The organism is Nonomuraea maritima, from assembly GCF_900100395.1.
Lineage (GTDB): Bacteria > Actinomycetota > Actinomycetes > Streptosporangiales > Streptosporangiaceae > Nonomuraea > Nonomuraea maritima.
On sequence record NZ_FNFB01000022.1, the window covers coordinates 103,914 to 121,955 of the forward strand.

The 18,042-nt window shown below is 70.4% G+C and carries 15 protein-coding genes and 1 riboswitch; of the genes, 8 read left to right on the top strand and 7 right to left on the bottom strand.

Features of this window, described 5'->3' with window-relative positions; genetic code table 11:
• Positions 1 to 55 precede the first annotated feature (55 nt).
• From pdhA to BLR04_RS28345, 4 genes are all read left to right on the top strand, one after another.
• Positions 56 to 1,147, top strand: a complete 1,092-nt coding sequence (gene pdhA, locus BLR04_RS28330) for a pyruvate dehydrogenase (acetyl-transferring) E1 component subunit alpha (RefSeq protein ID WP_090770926.1) — start codon at positions 56 to 58, stop codon at positions 1,145 to 1,147.
• 39 nt (positions 1,148 to 1,186) lie between these two features.
• Positions 1,187 to 2,167: an alpha-ketoacid dehydrogenase subunit beta gene (locus BLR04_RS28335; RefSeq protein ID WP_090770928.1), complete on the top strand. Its 981-nt coding sequence runs from the start codon at positions 1,187 to 1,189 to the stop codon at positions 2,165 to 2,167.
• A 10-nt stretch (positions 2,168 to 2,177) separates the two neighbouring features.
• On the top strand, positions 2,178 to 3,557 hold the full coding sequence (locus BLR04_RS28340) for a dihydrolipoamide acetyltransferase family protein (RefSeq protein WP_176903324.1): 1,380 nt from the start codon (positions 2,178 to 2,180) through the stop codon (positions 3,555 to 3,557).
• 204 nt (positions 3,558 to 3,761) lie between these two features.
• Positions 3,762 to 4,055, top strand: a complete 294-nt coding sequence (locus BLR04_RS28345) for a Dabb family protein (protein WP_090770932.1) — start codon at positions 3,762 to 3,764, stop codon at positions 4,053 to 4,055.
• Here the strand turns inward: BLR04_RS28345 and BLR04_RS28350 are convergent.
• From BLR04_RS28350 to BLR04_RS28360, 3 genes are all read right to left on the bottom strand, one after another.
• The gene (locus BLR04_RS28350) at positions 4,052 to 4,276 is read right to left on the bottom strand and encodes a hypothetical protein (RefSeq protein WP_090770934.1); all 225 of its coding nucleotides are present in this window, start codon (positions 4,274 to 4,276) and stop codon (positions 4,052 to 4,054) included. The two genes, BLR04_RS28345 and BLR04_RS28350, sit on opposite strands and share 4 nt — an antisense overlap.
• A gap of 59 nt (positions 4,277 to 4,335) precedes the next feature.
• Entirely contained in the window at positions 4,336 to 5,274 is a 939-nt protein-coding gene (locus BLR04_RS28355; protein WP_090770936.1) for an MBL fold metallo-hydrolase, read from the bottom strand.
• Between the two features lie 103 nt (positions 5,275 to 5,377).
• The gene (locus BLR04_RS28360) at positions 5,378 to 7,183 is read right to left on the bottom strand and encodes an acyl-CoA dehydrogenase (protein ID WP_090770938.1); all 1,806 of its coding nucleotides are present in this window, start codon (positions 7,181 to 7,183) and stop codon (positions 5,378 to 5,380) included.
• 102 nt (positions 7,184 to 7,285) lie between these two features.
• Here BLR04_RS28360 and BLR04_RS28365 point away from each other — a divergent pair, with 102 nt between their 5' ends.
• Entirely contained in the window at positions 7,286 to 8,083 is a 798-nt protein-coding gene (locus tag BLR04_RS28365; RefSeq protein ID WP_245740612.1) for a class I SAM-dependent methyltransferase, read from the top strand.
• Positions 8,084 to 8,106: 23 nt separating this feature from the next.
• Positions 8,107 to 8,169: riboswitch (guanidine-III (ykkC-III) riboswitch) on the top strand.
• A gap of 30 nt (positions 8,170 to 8,199) precedes the next feature.
• On the top strand, positions 8,200 to 8,514 hold the full coding sequence (locus BLR04_RS28370) for a DMT family transporter (protein ID WP_090770942.1): 315 nt from the start codon (positions 8,200 to 8,202) through the stop codon (positions 8,512 to 8,514).
• Between the two features lie 59 nt (positions 8,515 to 8,573).
• On the opposite strand, the gene BLR04_RS28375 is transcribed toward BLR04_RS28370, so the two are convergent.
• Positions 8,574 to 9,023, bottom strand: a complete 450-nt coding sequence (locus tag BLR04_RS28375) for a hypothetical protein (RefSeq protein WP_176903325.1) — start codon at positions 9,021 to 9,023, stop codon at positions 8,574 to 8,576.
• A gap of 75 nt (positions 9,024 to 9,098) precedes the next feature.
• On the opposite strand from BLR04_RS28375, the gene BLR04_RS42620 reads away from it, so the two are divergent.
• Entirely contained in the window at positions 9,099 to 10,040 is a 942-nt protein-coding gene (locus tag BLR04_RS42620) for a GNAT family N-acetyltransferase (RefSeq protein ID WP_090770944.1), read from the top strand.
• Here BLR04_RS42620 and BLR04_RS28385 read toward each other — a convergent pair.
• Positions 10,035 to 12,041, bottom strand: a complete 2,007-nt coding sequence (locus BLR04_RS28385; RefSeq protein ID WP_090770946.1) for a molybdopterin-containing oxidoreductase family protein — start codon at positions 12,039 to 12,041, stop codon at positions 10,035 to 10,037. The two genes, BLR04_RS42620 and BLR04_RS28385, sit on opposite strands and share 6 nt — an antisense overlap.
• 182 nt (positions 12,042 to 12,223) lie before the next feature.
• On the opposite strand from BLR04_RS28385, the gene BLR04_RS28390 reads away from it, so the two are divergent.
• Positions 12,224 to 14,656, top strand: coding sequence for a lysylphosphatidylglycerol synthase transmembrane domain-containing protein (locus tag BLR04_RS28390; RefSeq protein ID WP_245740613.1), 2,433 nt, complete (start codon positions 12,224 to 12,226; stop codon positions 14,654 to 14,656).
• 2 nt (positions 14,657 to 14,658) lie between these two features.
• Here the strand turns inward: BLR04_RS28390 and mgrA are convergent, their stop codons facing one another.
• Both mgrA and BLR04_RS28400 read right to left on the bottom strand, forming a co-directional pair.
• Positions 14,659 to 15,645 carry an L-glyceraldehyde 3-phosphate reductase gene (gene mgrA / locus BLR04_RS28395; RefSeq protein ID WP_090770950.1) on the bottom strand — a complete coding sequence of 329 codons (987 nt, stop codon included), beginning with the start codon at positions 15,643 to 15,645 and terminating at the stop codon, positions 14,659 to 14,661.
• Positions 15,642 to 17,732: a S9 family peptidase gene (locus BLR04_RS28400; RefSeq protein WP_090770952.1), complete on the bottom strand. Its 2,091-nt coding sequence runs from the start codon at positions 17,730 to 17,732 to the stop codon at positions 15,642 to 15,644. The genes mgrA and BLR04_RS28400 overlap by 4 nt, the downstream gene beginning before the upstream one ends.
• Positions 17,733 to 18,042: the final 310 nt, after the last annotated feature.

Genomic DNA, 18,042 nt, shown 5'->3' on the forward strand with positions numbered 1-18,042 from the left:
CCTGGCTAAGGTGGCAACCCCATCGACGACCGGCCCTGACCAGCAGGAGTGGCACGTGACAATCGACGCCTCTCGAGGTGCTGAGGCACCCCCGGATCTCGTCCAGCTGCTAACCCCCGAAGGGGAGCGGGTCGAGCATCCCGACTACGACATCGACCTGACGCCCGAGGAGGTCCGGTCGCTCTACCGCGACCTGGTGCTCGTCCGGCGCGTCGACCTGGAGGCCGTGGCCCTGCAGCGCCAGGGCGAACTCGGCATCTGGGCCTCACTGCTGGGCCAGGAGGCGGCCCAGATCGGTTCTGGCCGCGCGCTCACCGACTCCGACATGGCCTTCCCCACCTACCGCGAGCACGGCGTGGCCTGGTGCCGCGGGGTCGACCCGGTGAAGCTGCTCGGCCTGTTCAGGGGTGTGAACCACGGCGGGTGGGACCCCAAGGAGCACAACTTCCACCTCTACACGATCGTGATCGGCAGCCAGACGCTGCACGCCGTCGGCTATGCCATGGGCGTCCAGCGCGACGACGCGAACGCCGCCACCATCGTCTACTTCGGCGACGGCGCCACCTCCCAGGGCGACGTCAACGAGTCGTTCATCTGGGCGAGCGTCACCAACGCGCCGATCGTGTTCTTCTGCCAGAACAACCAGTGGGCCATCTCCGAGCCGCTGGAGAAGCAGACCCGCATCCCCCTCTACCGCCGCGCCTCCGGTTTCGGGTTCCCCGGCGTCCGCGTCGACGGCAACGACGTCTTCGCCTGCCTCGCCGTGACGCGCAAGGCGCTCGAAGCGGCCCGCACCGGGCAGGGGCCGACGCTCGTCGAGGCGTTCACGTACCGCATGGGGGCGCACACCACCACCGACGACCCGACGCGCTACCGCGTGGCGAGCGAGCTCGAGGCATGGAAGCTCAAGGACCCGATCGAGCGGGTCAAGGCCTACCTGTTCAAGAACGAGCTGGCCGACCAGGAGTTCATCGACGCCGTGGAGGCCGAGGCCGACCAGCTCGGCGCTGACCTGCGCAGACGCTGCCTGGCGATGCCCGACCCTGAGCCGCTCGCCATCTTCGACCACGTCTACAGCGAGCCCCACGCCCTCATCGAGCAGGAGCGCGCCCAGTTCGCCACGTACTTGGAGGGGTTCCGTGACTGAGCGAAGCCGACTCGCCCTTACCCCCGAGGGAGCGGCGTCATGACCGTGATGACCCTGTCCAAGGCGCTCAACGAGGGCATGCGCAAGGCCATGGAGGACGACCCCAAGGTCCTCATCATGGGAGAGGACGTCGGCAAGCTCGGCGGCGTCTTCCGGGTCACCGACGGGCTGCAGAAGGACTTCGGCGAGGACCGCGTCATCGACACGCCGCTGGCCGAGTCGGGCATCATCGGCACCGCGATCGGTCTCGCGCTGCGCGGCTACCGTCCGGTGTGCGAGATCCAGTTCGACGGCTTCGTCTTCCCGGCCGCCGACCAGATCATCACGCAGCTGGCCAAGATGCCGATGCGCTCGCTCGGCGCGATCAAGCTGCCGGTCGTCGTCCGCATCCCCTGCGGCGGCGGCATCGGCGCGGTCGAGCACCACAGCGAGTCGCCCGAGGCGTACTTCACCCACACGGCCGGTCTGCGCGTCGTGTCCTGCTCCAACCCGGCCGACGCGTACTCCATGATCCAGCAGGCGATCCGCAGCGACGATCCGGTGATCTTCTTCGAGCCGAAGCGGCGTTACTGGGAGAAGGCCGACATCGACACCGCCTCCACCGAGTGGTGGAAGCCGCTGCACACGGCCACGACCGTACGCGCGGGGTCCGACGTCACGCTGCTGGCGTACGGCCCCATGGTCAAGACCTGCCTGGAGGCCGCGGCGGCCGCGGCAGAGGACGGGCGCTCGCTGGAGGTCATCGACCTGCGCTCGCTCAACCCGCTGGACGAGCCCGCCGTCATGGAGTCGGTACGCCGTACCGGGCGGGCCGTGGTCGTGCACGAGGCGCCGGTCAACAGCGGCTTCGGCGCGGAGCTCGCGGCCCGGATCACCGAGCAGTGCTTCTACCACCTGGAGGCGCCGGTGCTGCGCGTCGGCGGGTTCTCCACCCCCTACCCCCCGTCGAAGCTGGAGGAGCACTACCTGCCCGACCTTGACCGCGTGCTCGACGCCGTCGACCGTGCCTTCGGCTACTGAGGGGATGACGATGCGACGTGAGTTCAAGCTCCCCGACGTCGGGGAGGGCCTGACGGAGGCCGAGATCGTCCGCTGGCACGTCAAGCCGGGTGACGAGGTCAAGGTCAACCAGATCGTCGTCGACATCGAGACGGCGAAGTCCATCGTCGAGCTGCCGATCCCGTGGGACGGCGTGGTCGCGGGCCTGCTCGCCGACGAGGGCCGCACGGTCGACGTGGGCACGCCGATCATCGCCGTCGAGACCTCGGAGCCGGGCGGCGAGCCGGTGAGCCCGGCCGAGGAGACGGCCGCGCGGGTCGAGGACCTGGTGCCCAACCCGCCGGCGGAGGGCGCGGTCGAACCGGGCGCCTACGGCAGCCCGGCGCCGAAGGAGGAACGCCAGTCGGTCCTCGTCGGCTACGGCGTCAAGACCGGCGCCACCAGGCGGCGTCCCCGCAAGGAGGCCGCGCGCGGCATCCCGGCCACCCCGGTGGCCAACCCGTCGCGGGTCGAGGTCGCCACCCCGCCGCCCGCGCCGCCGCGCCCGTCCGTCCTGGCCAAGCCCCCGGTACGCAAGCTGGCCAAGGACATGGGCGTCGACCTGTCGTCCGTCACGGGCACGGGCCCCTCGGGTTCGATCACCCGTGACGACGTGCACGCCGCGGCGCAGCGCGGCACGGCCGCTCCCCGCACGACCGTCCCCCGGTCGGAGGGGGAGGAGCGCGTCCCGGTCAAGGGCGTGCGCAAGATGACCGCCACGGCCATGGTCACCAGCGCGTTCACGGCCCCGCACGTGACCGAGTTCCTGCAGGTCGACATGACCGAGACGATGGAGGCGGTGCGGCGCCTGCGGCAGCTGCCCGAGTTCGCCGAGGTCAAGGTCTCGCCGCTGCTGCTGGTGGCCAGGGCGGTGCTGATCGCGGCGCGCCGCCACCCGATGATCAACTCGGAGTGGGACGAGAAGAACCCCGAGATCGTGGTCAAGCACTACGTGAACCTGGGAATCGCCGCCGCCACCCCGCGTGGCCTGGTGGTGCCCAACATCAAGGACGCTCACCTGCTGTCGCTGCCCGAGCTGGCCCAGGCGCTGGCCGAGCTCACGGAGACGGCCAGGGCCGGACGTACGCAGCCGGCCGAGATGGCGGGCGGCACGATCACGATCACCAACGTCGGCGTGTTCGGCGTCGACGGCGGCACCCCGATCATCAACCCCGGCGAGGCGGCCATTCTTGCCTTCGGCCAGATCAGGGACATGCCGTGGGTGGTCGACGGCGAGCTCGCGGTGCGCAAGGTGGCGACCCTGTCGCTCTCGTTCGACCACCGGATCGTGGACGGCGACCTCGGCTCGTTCTTCCTGCGTGACGTCGGCGCCATGCTGGAGGACCCGCTGCGCATGATCGCCTGGAGCTGAACCCGGCACCGGCGGCCGCGCGGAAGGACCCCTCTTCCGCGCGGCCGCCGTGGCGGGACACCCGCACCCGCCCTCCCAGAGCGCGGGGCGGCCGCTTCGAATACATCCCGTCCCCACCGAGAGCGCGGGGGGTCGTTACTCCCGCCCCCGGCCGGAGTGCGGGCCGCTCGCTCGAATACCTCGGCACGTCGATAAAGTGACCGCATGATCCGCCACATCGTGCTGTTCACCTGGACCGACGAAGCGACCGACGAGCAGAAGGCCGCCGTGGCCGCCGGGCTCGCCGAGCTGCCCGGTCTCATCCCGCAGATCCGCGCCTTCACCGCCTCGGCCGACGCGGGCATCAACCAGGGCAACGCCGACTTCGCGGTGGTGGCCGACTTCGACAGCGAGGACGACTACCTCGTCTACCGCGACGACCCCCGGCACCAGGCCGTCATCGCCGAGCGCATCAAGCCGATCCTGGCCTCGCGCGCGGCCGCGCAGCTTCGCCTCTAGACCTCCGGCGGCCGGTTCTCGCGGTGCATGAGCCGGCCGTCCGACGTCTGGCCCCGCCTCGGGGCCAGCACGATGCTCAGCACGACGCCGACCCCTCCGACGATCATGAAAATGAGGCCCACGATATCCATGTGGACGGCCTCTCCGAACACGTCGGGTTCGATCGCGAACCTCAGGATGGCGCCGAGCGTGAGAAAGAAGATGCTGACCCCGACACCCATGGGCTGCCTCCAGGCAAACGGCGAGTACAGCCAGGGTCATACCCGGGTCAGGGCGGTGTTCACGCCAGGCAGGACAACGGCCTGCCGCCGTTGTAGGTGATCATGTCGAACACCGCGGCGGCCAGGTCGATCGGCGCCCCGAGCGGCTGCCCGTCGAGCTCGGCGTACGCGCGGTGCAGGTTGCCCACGATGCGCTCCGAGTCGAGCAGGCCGGCCCATTCGCCGAGGTCGGTCTCGCGGGCCGTCTCCAGCGGGGTCAGCCCCGCCTCCTTGCCGCGCCGCGCGGTCTCCTGGACGAACCGCAGATAACCCTCGACCCGGTCGTACACCTCCGGCCCGCACACGCCGCCGTGCCCGGGCACGATGGTCTGCGCGCCGAGCCCCCTGAGGTGCTCGACAGCCTGGATCGCGCCCGCGACGGAGCCCATCATGACGAACGGCGTGCCGCCGTTGAAGACGAGGTCGCCGGAGAACAGCAGCTGCCGCTCGGGGATCCACACGTACGAGTCGTTGGTCGTGTGGGCGGCGACGCCGACGTGCCGGACCTCGCAGCGCAGGTCGTCGGAGTGGACGGTGACGCCCTCGGTGTAGGTCAGGAACGGCGGCACCGGGTCCTGGTGGCCCCAGTCGACGTCCGGCGACCAGGCGCCGAGGTAGCTCGGGACGCCGTCGGCGATGATCTGCTCGCGGACGCCCTCGTGGCCCACGATCGTGGCCTCGGGGAACAGCCAGTTGCCGAAGGTGTGGTCGCCGTGGTGGTGGGTGTTGATCAGCGTGGTGATCGGCCGGTCGCTGACCGTGCCGACGGCCTCGCGGAACGCCCGCGTACGGCGCTCGGTCGAGCAGGCGTCGACGCAGATGACGCCGCGCCGCCCGGCGAGGAAGCCGGTGTTGTTGATCCACCAGCTCCCGTCGGGCTGCAGGTAGGCGTAGACGCCGTCGGACACCTCTTCGATCCGCGGCGGAGGCAGCGGGTGGTCGTGGGTAGACGAACTCATGGCCGGGACGCTACAAGACCCAGCCGCCCGCTATTCCGTCGAGTCCCCACTTTTCATGACAAAACGCCCGCCCCTGTGGGCGGGCGTCCTGCCGACGTTCCCCCTAGAAGGCCTCCTCAGGGAGCTCCATGAGCTCCAGGCCGGTGGAGGCGAGCACCTGCCGCTCGGCGGCCAGCCGGGGCAGCACGGTCTTCGCGAAGAACGACGCCGCGCCGACCTTGCCCTGGTAGAACGGGTCCTCGCGCTCGGCCAGCCGGGCCAGCGCCACCTCGGCCTGGCGCAGCAGCAGCCAGCCGATCACCAGGTCGCCCAGCGCGAGCAGGAACCGGGTCGTGTTCAGGCCGACCTTGTGGACCTCGGCCGGCGCCTCCAGCGAACCGAGCGCCCAGCCCGCCATGGTGTCGCCCATGGCCTTCACCTCGGCGGCGGCCTCGGCGAGCAGCTTGCGCTCCTCCTTCAGCCGGCCGTTGCCCGCGTCCGACCCGGCGAAAGCGCCGATCTCGGCCAGCAGCCGGCCGACCGCGGCCCCCTGGTTGCGCAGGATCTTCCTGAAGAACAGGTCCATGCCCTGGATCGCCGTCGTGCCCTCGTACAGGGAGTCGATCTTGGCGTCGCGGATGTACTGCTCGATCGGGTAGTCCTGCAGGTAGCCCGAGCCGCCCAGCGTCTGCAGCGAGCGCGAGAGCAGCTCGTACGACCGCTCCGAGCCGACGCCCTTGATCAACGGCAGCAGCAGGTCGTTCATCTCGTGGGCGTCACGGTCGTCCGGGTCGACCAGCAGGGTGTCCTGGAACGTGGCGGTGTAGAGCACCAGGGCTCGCATGCCCTCGACGTACGCCTTCTGCAGCATGAGCTCGCGCCGCACGTCCGGGTGGTGGGTCACCGTCACCCGCGGGGCGGCCTTGTCGGTCATGCGGGTCAGGTCGGCGCCCTGCACGCGGGCCTTGGCGTACTCGAGGGCGTTGAGGTAGCCGGTGGACAGCGTGGCGATGGCCTTCGTGCCGACCATCATGCGGGCGTGCTCGATGACCATGAACATCTGCTTGATGCCCTCGTGCACGTCGCCGACGAGCCAGCCGACCGCCGGGTGCTTGTCGCCGAAGGTCAGCTCGCAGGTCGTGGAGACCTTCAGGCCCATCTTCTTCTCGACGTTGGTGACGTAGACGCCGTTGCGCTCGCCGAGCTCGCCGGTCTCGAGGTCGACGTGGTACTTCGGCACCAGGAACATCGACAGGCCCTTGGTGCCGGGGCCGTGGCCCTCGGGGCGGGCCAGCACGAGGTGGAAGATGTTCTCGGTCATGTCGTGCTCGGCGCTGGTGATGAAGCGCTTGACGCCCTCGATGTGCCAGGTGCCGTCGGGCTGCCGCACGGCCTTGGCCCGGCCGGCGCCGACGTCGGAGCCGGCGTCAGGCTCGGTCAGCACCATCGTGGCGCCCCAGTCACGCTCGATGGCCAGCTCGGCGAAGCGCTTCTGCTCGGGGGTGCCGAGCCGCCACAGCGTGTACGCGAAGTTGGGGCCGGCCGCGTACATGTACAGGGCGGGGTTCGCGCCGAGCACCATCTCGGCGGCGGCCCAGGCGAGGCTGCGGGGGATGCCGGGGCCGCCGAGGCCGACGGGGAGGTCGAGGTGCGCCCAGCCGCCCTCAACCAGCGCCTGGTACGACTTCTTGAAGCCCTCGGGCACCTTCACCGAGCTGGTCGCCGGGTCGAACACGGGCGGGTTGCGGTCGCCCTCCTCGAAGGAGTCGGCGAGCACGCCGGTCGCCAGCCGGTTGACCTCGTCCAGGATCGTGCGGGCGACGTCCTCGTCCACGTCCGCGAAGGGCCCGGTGCCGAGGATCTCGCGTCTGCCGAACACCTCGAACAGGTTGAACTCAAGGTCGCGCAGGTTGCTCTTGTAGTGGCCCATGGGCGTCGATCTCCTTGAACCGAGGGGTTTGTACCGGCGAGTAACCTTACTCTCGAATGCTACCCGCGGGTAACCACGGGCATGCATGGCATGCTCGTCCTCATGGACGCCGAAGAACTCGCCGCACGCTGGCGGGAGCGACTGGAATCCTGGGCCATCCCGGCCGAGATCCTGGCCAAAGCCCCCGCCGATCCGTGGAGCCACTCTCCCCAGAGGTTCGGCACCCGTACCGACCTGGCCCTGGCCGCGCCCGACGACGGGCCGACCGCGCTGCGCCTGGCGGAGGCGCTGCCGGAAGGCGGCACGCTGCTCGACGTGGGGGCCGGCGCGGGCGCCTCCTCGCTGTCCCTGCACGGCCGCATCGGTCACCTGTACGCGGTCGACACCTCGCGGGCCATGCTCGACGAGCTGACCGCGCGGGCCGAGAAGGTGGCCGTCCCCGTCACCACGGTCGAGGGCCGCTGGCCCGACGTGGCCGACCGGGTGCCGGTGGCCGACGTGACCGTGTGCGCGCACGTCATCTACAACGTCCCCGACCTCGCCGACTTCCTGCGCGCGCTCGACAGCCGCACGAAGGGCCGGGTCGTGCTCGAGCTGACCCACCGCCATCCCATGAGCTGGATGACGCCGCTGTGGCAGCACTTCCACGGCGTCGACCGTCCGGTGCGGCCCATCGCAGAAGACTGCGTGGCGCTGGCGGCCGCGCTCGGGTACGCCGTCCAGGTGGAGGAGCGCGAGGCGCCGCTGGAACGCTTCGACTCGCTGGAGGAGCTCGCCGAGAGCGCGTGCCGGCGGGCCTGCCTCGACCCCGCCAGGGCCGACGAGGTGGCGGCGACCGCGCTCGAACTCGGCATGTGGCCCGTGCCGCGCGACCGGTGGGTCACCATCTGGTGGGAATGATCCTCATGCGGGGGTCGTTCCCCCTCATGAGCCAGACGGCTCCCGGACGAGACGCGCCGTACCCGGAGACGCCAAGACGACGCATCCCTGGATCTCGACAACACGGGAGAGTCGCGATGGCATGGGTCGTCCTGGTCCTGGCGGGCTTCTTCGAAGTCGCCATGGCGCTGTCACTCAAGCTCAGCAACGGGTTCACCCATGTGTGGTGGACCCTGTCGTTCGTCACCACGGCCCTGCTCAGCTTCGGGCTGCTGTCGTACGCGCTCAAGACCCTCGAGGTCGGCACCGCCTACGCCGTCTGGACCGGCGTCGGCGCGGCAGGCACGGCGGTGCTCGGCATGCTGCTGCTGGGCGACCAGGCCTCCGCGGCCCGCCTGTTCTTCATCGCCCTGATCCTCGCGGGCGTCGTCGGCCTGCGAACCTTCGCTTGACGGTTCAGGTCCGCGTGCGCGGACGCCGGCCGAGCGGCAGGCGTCCGCGAGTTGAGCGGTCAGCGGGCGTCGTTCGCCCGGCCCTTCAGGGTCATGGTGAGGACGCCGGTGATCAGATAGACGAGGGCGCCCTGCCACACGGCGTCCACGGCCGCGCCGAAGACTCCGTCGCCGTCCAGGACGAGCTGCACCGGGTAGTCCAGCACGGCCACCATGCCGGCGGGCAGCAGCGAGAACCGCCAGGGATGCTGCAACGACCAAAGCCGGGCCTGGCGCGTCACCCGGTCGCCGTCGTGCGGCCGCGCCACCGAGCCGATCGCCGCGATCAGCGCGAACAAGCTGATGCCCAGCCCCAGAGCCCACGGCAGGTCGCCGCCGCCGGAGATCAGGCCGAGCCCGAAACTCGTCGCGGACACGGCGCCGCCGCCGATGGCGGCGGCCTTCCACGGGGCGCCGCGCAGCGCGGCGCCGGACAGCGAGACCTCATCGCGTCGACTGATTTCGTTCATGACCTCATGCTGTCCCCCGACCTGCCCGAGGGGCATCGGGGACGGACCCTGAACCGTCCCTGACATGATTCGGCCATGACGAAAACGGATCGCAAGATTGACATTGTCCCCCTGGGAGCGGACGAAGGACCCCGGCTGCGGGACATCCGGCTGCGCGCGCTGAACGACGCGCCCACCTCCTTTGCCTCCAGCTACGACCGCGAGGTCGCGTTCCCGCCCGAGACCTGGGCCGAACGCCTGGCCGACCCGGCGGCGCGGTGGTGGGTGGCCCGGACCGACGACGGCGCCGACGCCGGACTCGTGTGCCTGCGCATGGAGGAGACCGGCGGCCACCTGCTGTCGATGTGGGTGGCGCCGGAGGCCAGAGCCGCCCGTGTCGGCTCCCGGCTGGTGGACGCCGCCCTCGCCTGGGCCCGCGAGAACGCCGCAGAACGGGTGCGGCTGTGGGTGGTCGACAGCAACGAAGGAGCCCGCGCCTTCTACACCCGCAAGGGGTTCGTGCCGAGCGGCAGGACCGGCGCCCTCACCCGCGAGGACGGCCCCGACACCCCGGAGACGGAGTTCGTCCTGTCGCTGGTCTTCCGCCAGGCCCGCAGGGAGGACCTGCCCGCCATCGTGGCGATGCTGGCCGACGACCCGCTCGGCGCGCAGCGCGAGGGTGACCCGTCCGACGAGCGCTACCTCGCCGCGTTCGACCAGATCGACGCCAACCCCTACGACGAGCTGATCGTGGCCGAGGTGGACGGCAAGGTGGTGGGCACGATGCAGCTCACGTACCTCGCCGGGCTGTCACGGCTCGGCGCGGAACGCTGCCAGATCGAGGCCGTCCGGGTGGCGGCCTCGACGCGCGGAGGGGGGCTCGGCCGCAAGATGATCCAGTGGGGGATCGACCGGGCGCGGGCCCGCGGCTGCGTGCTCGTGCAGCTCACCTCCGACAAGGCGCGCACCGACGCCCACCGCTTCTACGGCAACCTCGGGTTCGCGGAGTCGCACGTCGGCTTCAAGCTGGCCCTATGAGACGGGGCTGAGCTCCACCAGGTTGTCGTGGAAGGCGGGCCCCCTGCCCATGTCGCCGTCGCGCTCGGCCACGACGGCGTTGGGGTTGGCGCCGCCGGGGCTGAACTTCGGCCAGCGGCCCTTCGGCGAGGCCACCACCCCGGGAGCCACCCGGTCGCTGATCTCGACGTCGGCCAGGAACTCGCCGCCCTCGTTGTGCACGCGGACGCGCTGCCCGTCGGTCAGCCCCCGGGCCTCCGCGTCGGCCGGGTGGACCAGCACCACCGGGTCCTTCGCCCGTCGCCGCAGCTCAGGGTTGTTGCCGAACGTCGTGTTGAGGAACATGTGCGACGCCGGCGTGATCAGCGTCAGCGGGTACACCGAGCGGTCGGCCGACGCCGTGTGCGACGGCACGTACGCCTGGCCGGCCGGCGGGAAGCGCAGCCGGCCCGACGGCGTCGGGAAGCCCTCGGCGAACGGCGCGAAGGGCTTGGGGTAGTTCATCCGCACCCAGCCCTCCTTGCGCAGCCGGTCGAGCGTGATGCCCTCCATCGAGGGATGCCCGCTCGCGAGCAGTTGCTCGGCCAGCTCGAGGTCGGAGTCGTACAGCGACGGCTCCTTCAGGCCCATGTGGGCCGCCAGCCGCCGGAACGTCTCCGTCGTCGACAGGCACTCGCCGGGCGGCTCGACGGCGGGCTCGTTCCACGCCAGGTACATGTGTCCGTAGCCGGCGTGCAGGTCGTAGTGCTCGATCTGCATCGTGGCGGGCAGCACGATGTCGGCGTAGTCGACGGTGTCGGTCGGGAACTGCTCCACGACCACCGTGAACAGGTCGTCGCGGGCGAGCTGCCGCCTGATCGCGTTCGCGTCGGGCGAGGAGCCCGCCGGGTTGGCGGCGTACACCCACAGGCACTTCACATCGTCGAGCTGTGAGGCGATCTTGGTCATCACTCGCGTGCGGACCGGCCGGGCGAGCAGGTCGTCGCGGGTGTCGATGGTCAGGTGGACGTGATCGCTGGTCGAGTACGCGACCCCGCCGCCCGGGTGACGCCAGTCGCCGGTGACGCCGGGGATCGAGGCGATGGTGCGCAGCGCCGTGCCGCCGCCCGCGTGCCGCTGCAGGCCGTGCGTGGCCCGCAGCGCGGTCGGCCTGGTGTGCGCCAGCCGCGTCCCCAGCCTGTGGACGGCCTCGGCCGGGATGCCGGTGATCTCCGCCACCCGCTCGACCGGGTAGCTCAGGATCTCTTCCCTGAACTGCTCCCAGCCCTCGGTGTGCGCGGCCAGGAACTCCTCGTCCTGCGCGTTCTCCGCCAGCACGACGTTCAGCAGGCCGAGCGCGAGCGCCGCGTCCGTGCCCGGCCGGATCGCCAGGTGCTCGTCGGTCTGGTCGGCGGTCCTCGTGCGGATGGGGTCGATCGCGACGACGTACGCGCCGTTCGCGCGGGCGTCCTGGATGAACTTCCACAGGTGATGGCCGCTGGTCAGCGTGTTCGTGCCCCACAGCAGGATCAGCTTGGACAGCGCGAAGTTCTCCGGGTCCATGCCGCCCGCGTTGCCGAGCGTGCGCCGCAGACCGGTGCTGCCCGCCGCCGAGCAGATGTTCAGCCAGTGCTTGGACGCGCCCAGCACGTTCCAGAACCGCCGCCCGGCCACGCCCTCGCACCCTTGCAGGTAGCCCAGCGTGCCGGTGCCCAGGTAGGGCCAGATCGCCTCGCCGCCGTGCTCGTCGACGATGGCCCGCAGCCGTACGGAGATCTCGTCGAGCGCCTCGTCCCAGGAGATCCGCTCGAACTGCCCCGACCCCTTCGGCCCGGTACGCCGCATCGGGTACAGGATGCGGTCGTCGGCCCGCGTGTGCTCCAGATAACGGTTGACCTTCACGCAGAGCGCGCCTCTGGTGTACGGATGGTCGGGGTTCCCCCGCATCTTGACGGCCTTGCCGTCCTCCACGGTGACGACCCACGAGCAGCCATCCGGGCAGTCCAGCGGACACGCCCCCACAACACTCAGTGCACCCGACATGCGCCCCAGCCTAAGCGGCGGCCCGCGCTGCCTTTTCCCCAGGACATCGCGCCCGGCGCCCGTCGTGGAGGATAGTGAGGTGAACGTGCGAACCCGACCGTGTAGCCTGCCCCCTGCGGCGGGCGACGATGGAGAAGTTCCACCACGCATGGTCCGGCCGGGAAGGTGCAGAATCGCTGTCGGTGGCCGATATCAGCGAACGAGATGACACGGAGGACCTCTCGACAGAGGATCCCGCCGGGGGTGAGCCGCGCTCCGACACCGACGTCTACGTCGTCGAGCCCCTGCTGCCCCAACGCCTGCGCCGCCCTTCCGACCTGCTGCGCTTCATCGCCACGCTCGTCGTGCTCGGCGCCGTCATCCTGCTCGCCCTGGTCGCCAAGCAGACGCTGAACGGCCTCGAGGCCGACGTCAAGGAGGGCGCCGACCTCGTCCCGCTGCTCAGTCGAATCGCCGCCTTCCTCGGTGGCGCGGCCGTGCTCATCGTGCCCGCGGCGTTCGCCGTCGAGCGCGTCTTCCACCGCGACGGCCTGCGCGTCGCCGAAGGGCTGATCGCCGCCATCGTCGGCATGGCGGGCTCGTTCCTGCTCGGCCAGTGGCTCGTCTCCGGCACCCTCGACGACCTGCGCGTGCTGCTCACCGGCGACCGCATGATCGAGCCGCTCAACACGCTGCTCACCTCGGTCGTCGCGTACGCCACCGCCGTCCGCATCTCCCGCCGTCCGACGTGGCGGATGCTGATGTGGACCACAATCGCGCTCTACATCCTCGCGTTCTTCTCCGGCCGGCAGATCACCATCCCGAGCGCCGTCGTCACGGTGCTGGTCGGCATGGCCATCGGCTACGCCACCCTGTACGGAGTCGGCAGCCCCAACACCCGCCCGCCCGGCAGCGCCGTGGTCGCCGCCCTGCGCAAGCTGTCGTTCTCCCCGATCACGGCCCGCCGCATCGAGGACGACCACCAGGGCAGCCGCCGCTACGCCATCGGCCTCGAGGACGGCACGAGCCTCGACGTCACCGTCCTCGACCGCGACCGCCAGGTGGCCGGGCTGCCGTACCGGCTGTGGCGGCGCATCAGGCTCAACTCCGAGACCAGGCGCCGGGCGATCCGGTCGCTGCGCGCCGAGCTCGAACGCGAGGCCCTCATGGCGTACGCCGCCCAGGCGGCCGGCGCCAGCACGCCCCGCCTGCTCGGCACGAGCGAGATCGGCACCGAGGCCGCGCTGCTCGCCTACGAGCACCTCGACACCCGTCCGCTCGACGACGTGCCCGACGACGAGATCGACGACGACCTGCTCGCCCAGATCTGGGAGCAGGTCGGGCTGCTGCAGATCCAGCGGCTGGCCCACCGCCGCCTCACCGGCGAGGGCATCCACCTCGACCGCGCCGGACGCATCGTGCTGACCGACCCGCGCAGCGGCGAGATCGCCGCCGGCGACCTGCTGCTCCGGCTCGACGTCGCCCAGCTGCTCACCTACCTGGCGCTGCGCGTCGGCCCCGAGCGCTCGGTGCGCGCCGCCGCGGCGGTGATGGGCCCCGACGCGCTCGCCGCCGCCATGCCGCTGCTCCAGCGCATCGCCCTGACCAGAGAGACCCGCGCGGCCCTCGCGAAGAACAAGAAGGTGCTGCCCGGCCTGCGCGAGCAGATCGTCGCGCTCAAGCCGCAGGGCAAGGTCGAAGAGGTCCGCCTCGAACGCTTCCGCCCCCGCACGCTCATCACGATCATCCTGAGCGCGATCGCCGCCTACATCGTGCTCTCCCAGCTCAGCCAGGTCGACGTCTACACGGTGGTCACCACGGCCAACTGGGCCTGGTCGGGGGTGGCGCTGGTCGCCTCGTTCGTCAGCTTCGTGGCGGCCGCGTTCATGCTGCGCGGGTTCGTCCCCGAGCACCTGCCGCTGTGGCGCACGGTGCTCGTCCAGCTGGCGTCGTCGTTCGTCAAGCTCGTCGCGCCCGCGGCCGTGGGCGGCGTCGCGATCAACACGCGCTACCTGCAGAAACGGGGCATCCGGCCGGCGAGCGCGGTGGCCAGTGTGGGCGCGTCCCAGCTCATCATGCTGGTCTTCCACATCGCGCTGCTGCTGCTGTTCGCCTACATCACCGGCTCCAACACGGCCACCTCGTTCACGCCGTCACGCGGGCTCGTCCTCGCGCTGCTGTCGGTCGCGCTGCTCGCCGTGGTGGTGCTCGGGTTGCCGCCGCTGCGCCGGCTGATCAACAAGCGGCTGCGCGGCCTGTTCTCCAACGTGCTGCCGCGGCTGCTCGACGTCCTGCAATCGCCGCGCAAGATGGTCGAGGCCAGCATCGGCACCCTCATGATCACCATCGCGTTCGTGGTGTGCCTGTACGCCTGCGTGCAGGCGTTCGGCGGTGAGATCAGCTTCACCGCCGTCGCCGTCGTCTACCTCACGGCCAACGCCATCGGCTCGGCCGCGCCCACGCCCGGCGGCCTCGGCGCGGTCGAGGCGGCGCTCATCCTCGGGCTGACCCTCGCCGGGCTGCCCCGCGAGCTGGCCACCTCGGCCGTCCTGCTGCACCGGCTGCTCACGTTCTGGCTGCCGGTGTTGCCGGGCTGGGCCTCGTTCACCTACCTCCAGCGGCACGAGGCCCTCTGACATCAGAGGTGGCGCTCGGTGACCTTGTCGATCGACTGGAGCTCGTCCTCGGTGAACACGGGTCCGTCGACGCAGGCCACGTTGTCCTCCAGCTGCCGCACACTGCTCGCGCCGATCAGCACGCTCGTCACCCGCGGGTCGCGGAGCGTCCACGACAGCGCCATCTGCGCCAGCGTCTGGCCCCGGCCTCGCGCGATCTCGTTGAGGTCGCGCGCCAGGTCGCGGTTGATCCGGTCCTCGCTGAGGAACCGGCTCGTCGCCGCCCGCGAATCGGACGGCACCCCGTCGAGGTAGCGGTCGGTCAGCAGCCCCTGCGCCAGCGGCGAGAACACGATGCAGCCCATCCCCGCCTCCTCCAGCACGTCGAGCAGCCCGTCCTCGATCCAGCGGTTGATCATCGAGTAGGACGGCTGGTGGATGAGCAGCGGCGTGCCGAGTTCCCGCATGATGCGGGTGGCCTGGGCGGTCTGCTCCGGCGTGTAGTTGGAGATGCCCGCGTACAGCGCCTTGCCCGAGCGCACCGCCCGGTCGAGCGCCCCCATGGTCTCCTCCAGCGGCGTCTCCGGGTCGGGACGGTGGCTGTAGAAGATGTCCACGTAGTCGAGGCCCATGCGCTGCAGCGACTGGTCGAGGCTGGCCAGCAGGTACTTGCGCGACCCCAGGTCACCGTACGGGCCGGGCCACATGTCGTACCCGGCCTTGGTGGAGATCACCAGCTCGTCGCGGTACGGGGCGAAGTCCTCGCGCATGACGCGCCCGAAGGTGCGCTCGGCCGACCCGTACGGCACGCCGTAGTTGTTGGCCAGGTCGAAGTGCGTCACCCCGAGGTCGAACGCCCGGCGCAGGATCGCGCGGGAGGTCTCGATCGGCCGGTTGTCGCCGAAGTTGTGCCACAGGCCCAGGGAGACCACCGGCAGCTTCAGCCCGCTGCGCCCGCTCCGATTGTACGGCTGGCGCTCGTAACGCCGCTCGTCGGCCCGGTAGGTCATGCCGTTCCTCTCTCGATGATCCACGCGAGGGCGAACGCCTCCTCGTGCCAGGCGTCGTAGCGTCCGCTCCGCCCGCCGTGCCCCGCGCCCATCTCGGTCTTCAGCAGGAAGGGCCCGCCGTCGGCCGTCGCCCGCAGCCTCGCGATCCACTTCGCCGGCTCGTGGTACAGCACACGCGTGTCGTTCAGGCTCGTACGGGCCAGAATCGGCGGGTACGTCCGGCCGTCCACGTTCTCGTACGGCGAGTAGCTCTTCATGTAGGCGTAGACATCGGGGTCGTGCAGCGGATCACCCCACTCGTCCCACTCGATCACCGTCAGCGGAAGCGACGGGTCGAGGATGGTGTTCAGCGCGTCCACGAACGGTACCTCCGCGACCACGCCCGCGAACTCCTCGGGTGCCAGGTTGGCCACCGCACCCATGAGCAGGCCGCCCGCCGAGCCGCCGCGCGCGATCACCCGCGAGCTCCAGCCGGTCGCCTTCAGCTGCCTGGCCACGGCCACGAAGTCGGTGAACGTGTTGCGCTTCCTCGTCAGCTTGCCTTCCTCGTACCACCGGCGGCCCATCTCGCCGCCGCCCCGCACGTGGGCGATCGCGAAGACGAACCCGCGGTGGAGCAGGGACAGGCGCGGCACGGAGAAGCCGGGGTCGATGGAGGTCTCGTAGCTGCCGTAGCCGTACAGCAGGGTCGGGGCGGGCCTCGCCGCGTCCTTGCGCTTCACGATGGACACGGGGATCCTCGTGCCGTCCTCGGCCAGGGCCCACTCACGGAACTGCTCGTAGTCGGCCGGGTCGTAGCCGCCCAGCACCGGCCGCTGCTTGAGCAGGATCAGCCGGTGAGTGTCGAGCTCGTAGTCGTACACGCTCGGCGGGGTGATCATGCTGGTGTACGACAGTCGCAGCCGCGTGGTCGTGAACTCGGGGTTGCCGGCCGGGCCCACGCTGTAGAGCGGCTCGGGGAAGTCGATCTCGTACGCGTTCCGCGCCGACGCCTCCACCCGCTCGTGCCACGTCCCCCCGTCGCCGCCGTACGGAAGCACCCGCAGCCCGGTCAGCCCGTCGCGGCGGAAGTGCACGACGGCGTGGTCGGAGAACGCGTCGATCTCCAGCAGCCGGGTGTCGTCGCGGTGGGGGACGAGCGGCGTCCACGTGCCGGGGTCGTCGAGCGGCGCGGTGGCCAGCTCGAAGTTCTCGGCGTCCGCGTTGTGCAGGACGTAGAAGAAGTCACCCGCGTGCTCGACGCCGTACTCGACGCCCTCGGTGCGCGGCCGGACGACGCGGAACTCACCCGTCGGGTCGGTCGCGTCGAGGATCCGCACCTCACTGGTGATCTTGCTGCCCGCGCTCAGCACGAGGTAGCGCTCGCTGCGGGTGAGCCCGATGCCCACCCAGTACTTCTCGTCGCTCTCCTCGTAGACGAGCGCGTCCTCCTGGGACCCGAGGGTGTGCCGGTAGACCTGGTACGGGCGCCAGGCGTCGTCGACGCGCGTGTAGAAGAACGTCGAGCCGTCGGCCGACCAGGCGCCACCGTAGAAGATGTCGGTGATCTCGTCGGGGAGGAGCTCGCCGGTCTCCAGGTTCTTGAACCGCAGCGTGAACCGCTCGTCGCCCTTGTAGTCGGTCGAGTAGGCGAGCATCGTGCCGTCGGGCGAGACCGAGCTCGTACCGATCGAGAAGAACGCGCTGTCGCCGGCGAGCTCGTTGCCGTCGAGGATCACGCGCTCGTCGGCGAGCGACTCGCCCGGGACGATCTCCGGTGGCGCGTCTCCGTCGGCCGGCACCCGGCAGGAGACGGCGTACTGCTTGCCCTCCTCCGTACGCGTGAAGTACCACCACGCGCCCTTGCGGCTGGCGACCGACAGGTCGGTCTCCTGGGTACGGCCCTTGATCTCCTGGAAAACCTGCTCCTCGAGCTCGGACAGATGCGCCGTCTGCTGCTCGACGTACTCGTTCTCCGCCTCGAGATAGGCGGTCGTGTCGGGATCTTCCTTGTTGCCGAGCCACGCGTACTCGTCGATGACGACGTCACCGTGATGCGTACGCTTCGTCGGGACCTTCTTCGCCACTGGCGGCGTGTTGCTGTTCACGTGGGGAGTCTATGTTCGGTCGTGATCGTTCTGTTGCCCACCAAGGATGCGAAGCGGTCCGGGACACCGGGAAGCGCTGCTAATCTTGTGGAGCCGACGCGGTGCGGCACAACCCCTCCCTTCACTCCGGTGATAAAGGTGTGTTGTGTGTTGCCGCAGAGGTAATCTCCTTCGTGACCTGCGGGCCACGAGATCGATTCGCGGATCGGTCGAGTGGCTGGTAAGTTAGAGGGGTTGTCCCCGAAAGGGGGCAGGGATTAATTCCCGCAGATCGAGCAAGACCGGTCAATTTGACAGGAACTTGAACGGC

Bases quoted from the DNA above. Each gene is read 5' to 3' on its own strand.
- BLR04_RS28360 (WP_090770938.1), bottom strand. From the start codon at position 7,183: ATGGGCCACTACAAGAGCAACCTGCGCGACCTTGAGTTCAACCTGTTC.
- BLR04_RS28350 (WP_090770934.1), bottom strand. From the start codon at position 4,276: ATGGGTGTCGGGGTCAGCATCTTCTTTCTCACGCTCGGCGCCATCCTG.
- BLR04_RS28375 (WP_176903325.1), bottom strand. From the start codon at position 9,023: ATGAACGAAATCAGTCGACGCGATGAGGTCTCGCTGTCCGGCGCCGCG.
- BLR04_RS28385 (WP_090770946.1), bottom strand. From the start codon at position 12,041: ATGTCGGGTGCACTGAGTGTTGTGGGGGCGTGTCCGCTGGACTGCCCG.
- BLR04_RS28345 (WP_090770932.1), top strand. From the start codon at position 3,762: ATGATCCGCCACATCGTGCTGTTCACCTGGACCGACGAAGCGACCGAC.
- mgrA (WP_090770950.1), bottom strand. From the start codon at position 15,645: ATGACCTACCGGGCCGACGAGCGGCGTTACGAGCGCCAGCCGTACAAT.
- BLR04_RS28370 (WP_090770942.1), top strand. From the start codon at position 8,200: ATGGCATGGGTCGTCCTGGTCCTGGCGGGCTTCTTCGAAGTCGCCATG.
- BLR04_RS28340 (WP_176903324.1), top strand. From the start codon at position 2,178: ATGCGACGTGAGTTCAAGCTCCCCGACGTCGGGGAGGGCCTGACGGAG.
- BLR04_RS42620 (WP_090770944.1), top strand. From the start codon at position 9,099: ATGACGAAAACGGATCGCAAGATTGACATTGTCCCCCTGGGAGCGGAC.
- BLR04_RS28365 (WP_245740612.1), top strand. From the start codon at position 7,286: ATGGACGCCGAAGAACTCGCCGCACGCTGGCGGGAGCGACTGGAATCC.
- BLR04_RS28355 (WP_090770936.1), bottom strand. From the start codon at position 5,274: ATGAGTTCGTCTACCCACGACCACCCGCTGCCTCCGCCGCGGATCGAA.
- BLR04_RS28335 (WP_090770928.1), top strand. From the start codon at position 1,187: ATGACCGTGATGACCCTGTCCAAGGCGCTCAACGAGGGCATGCGCAAG.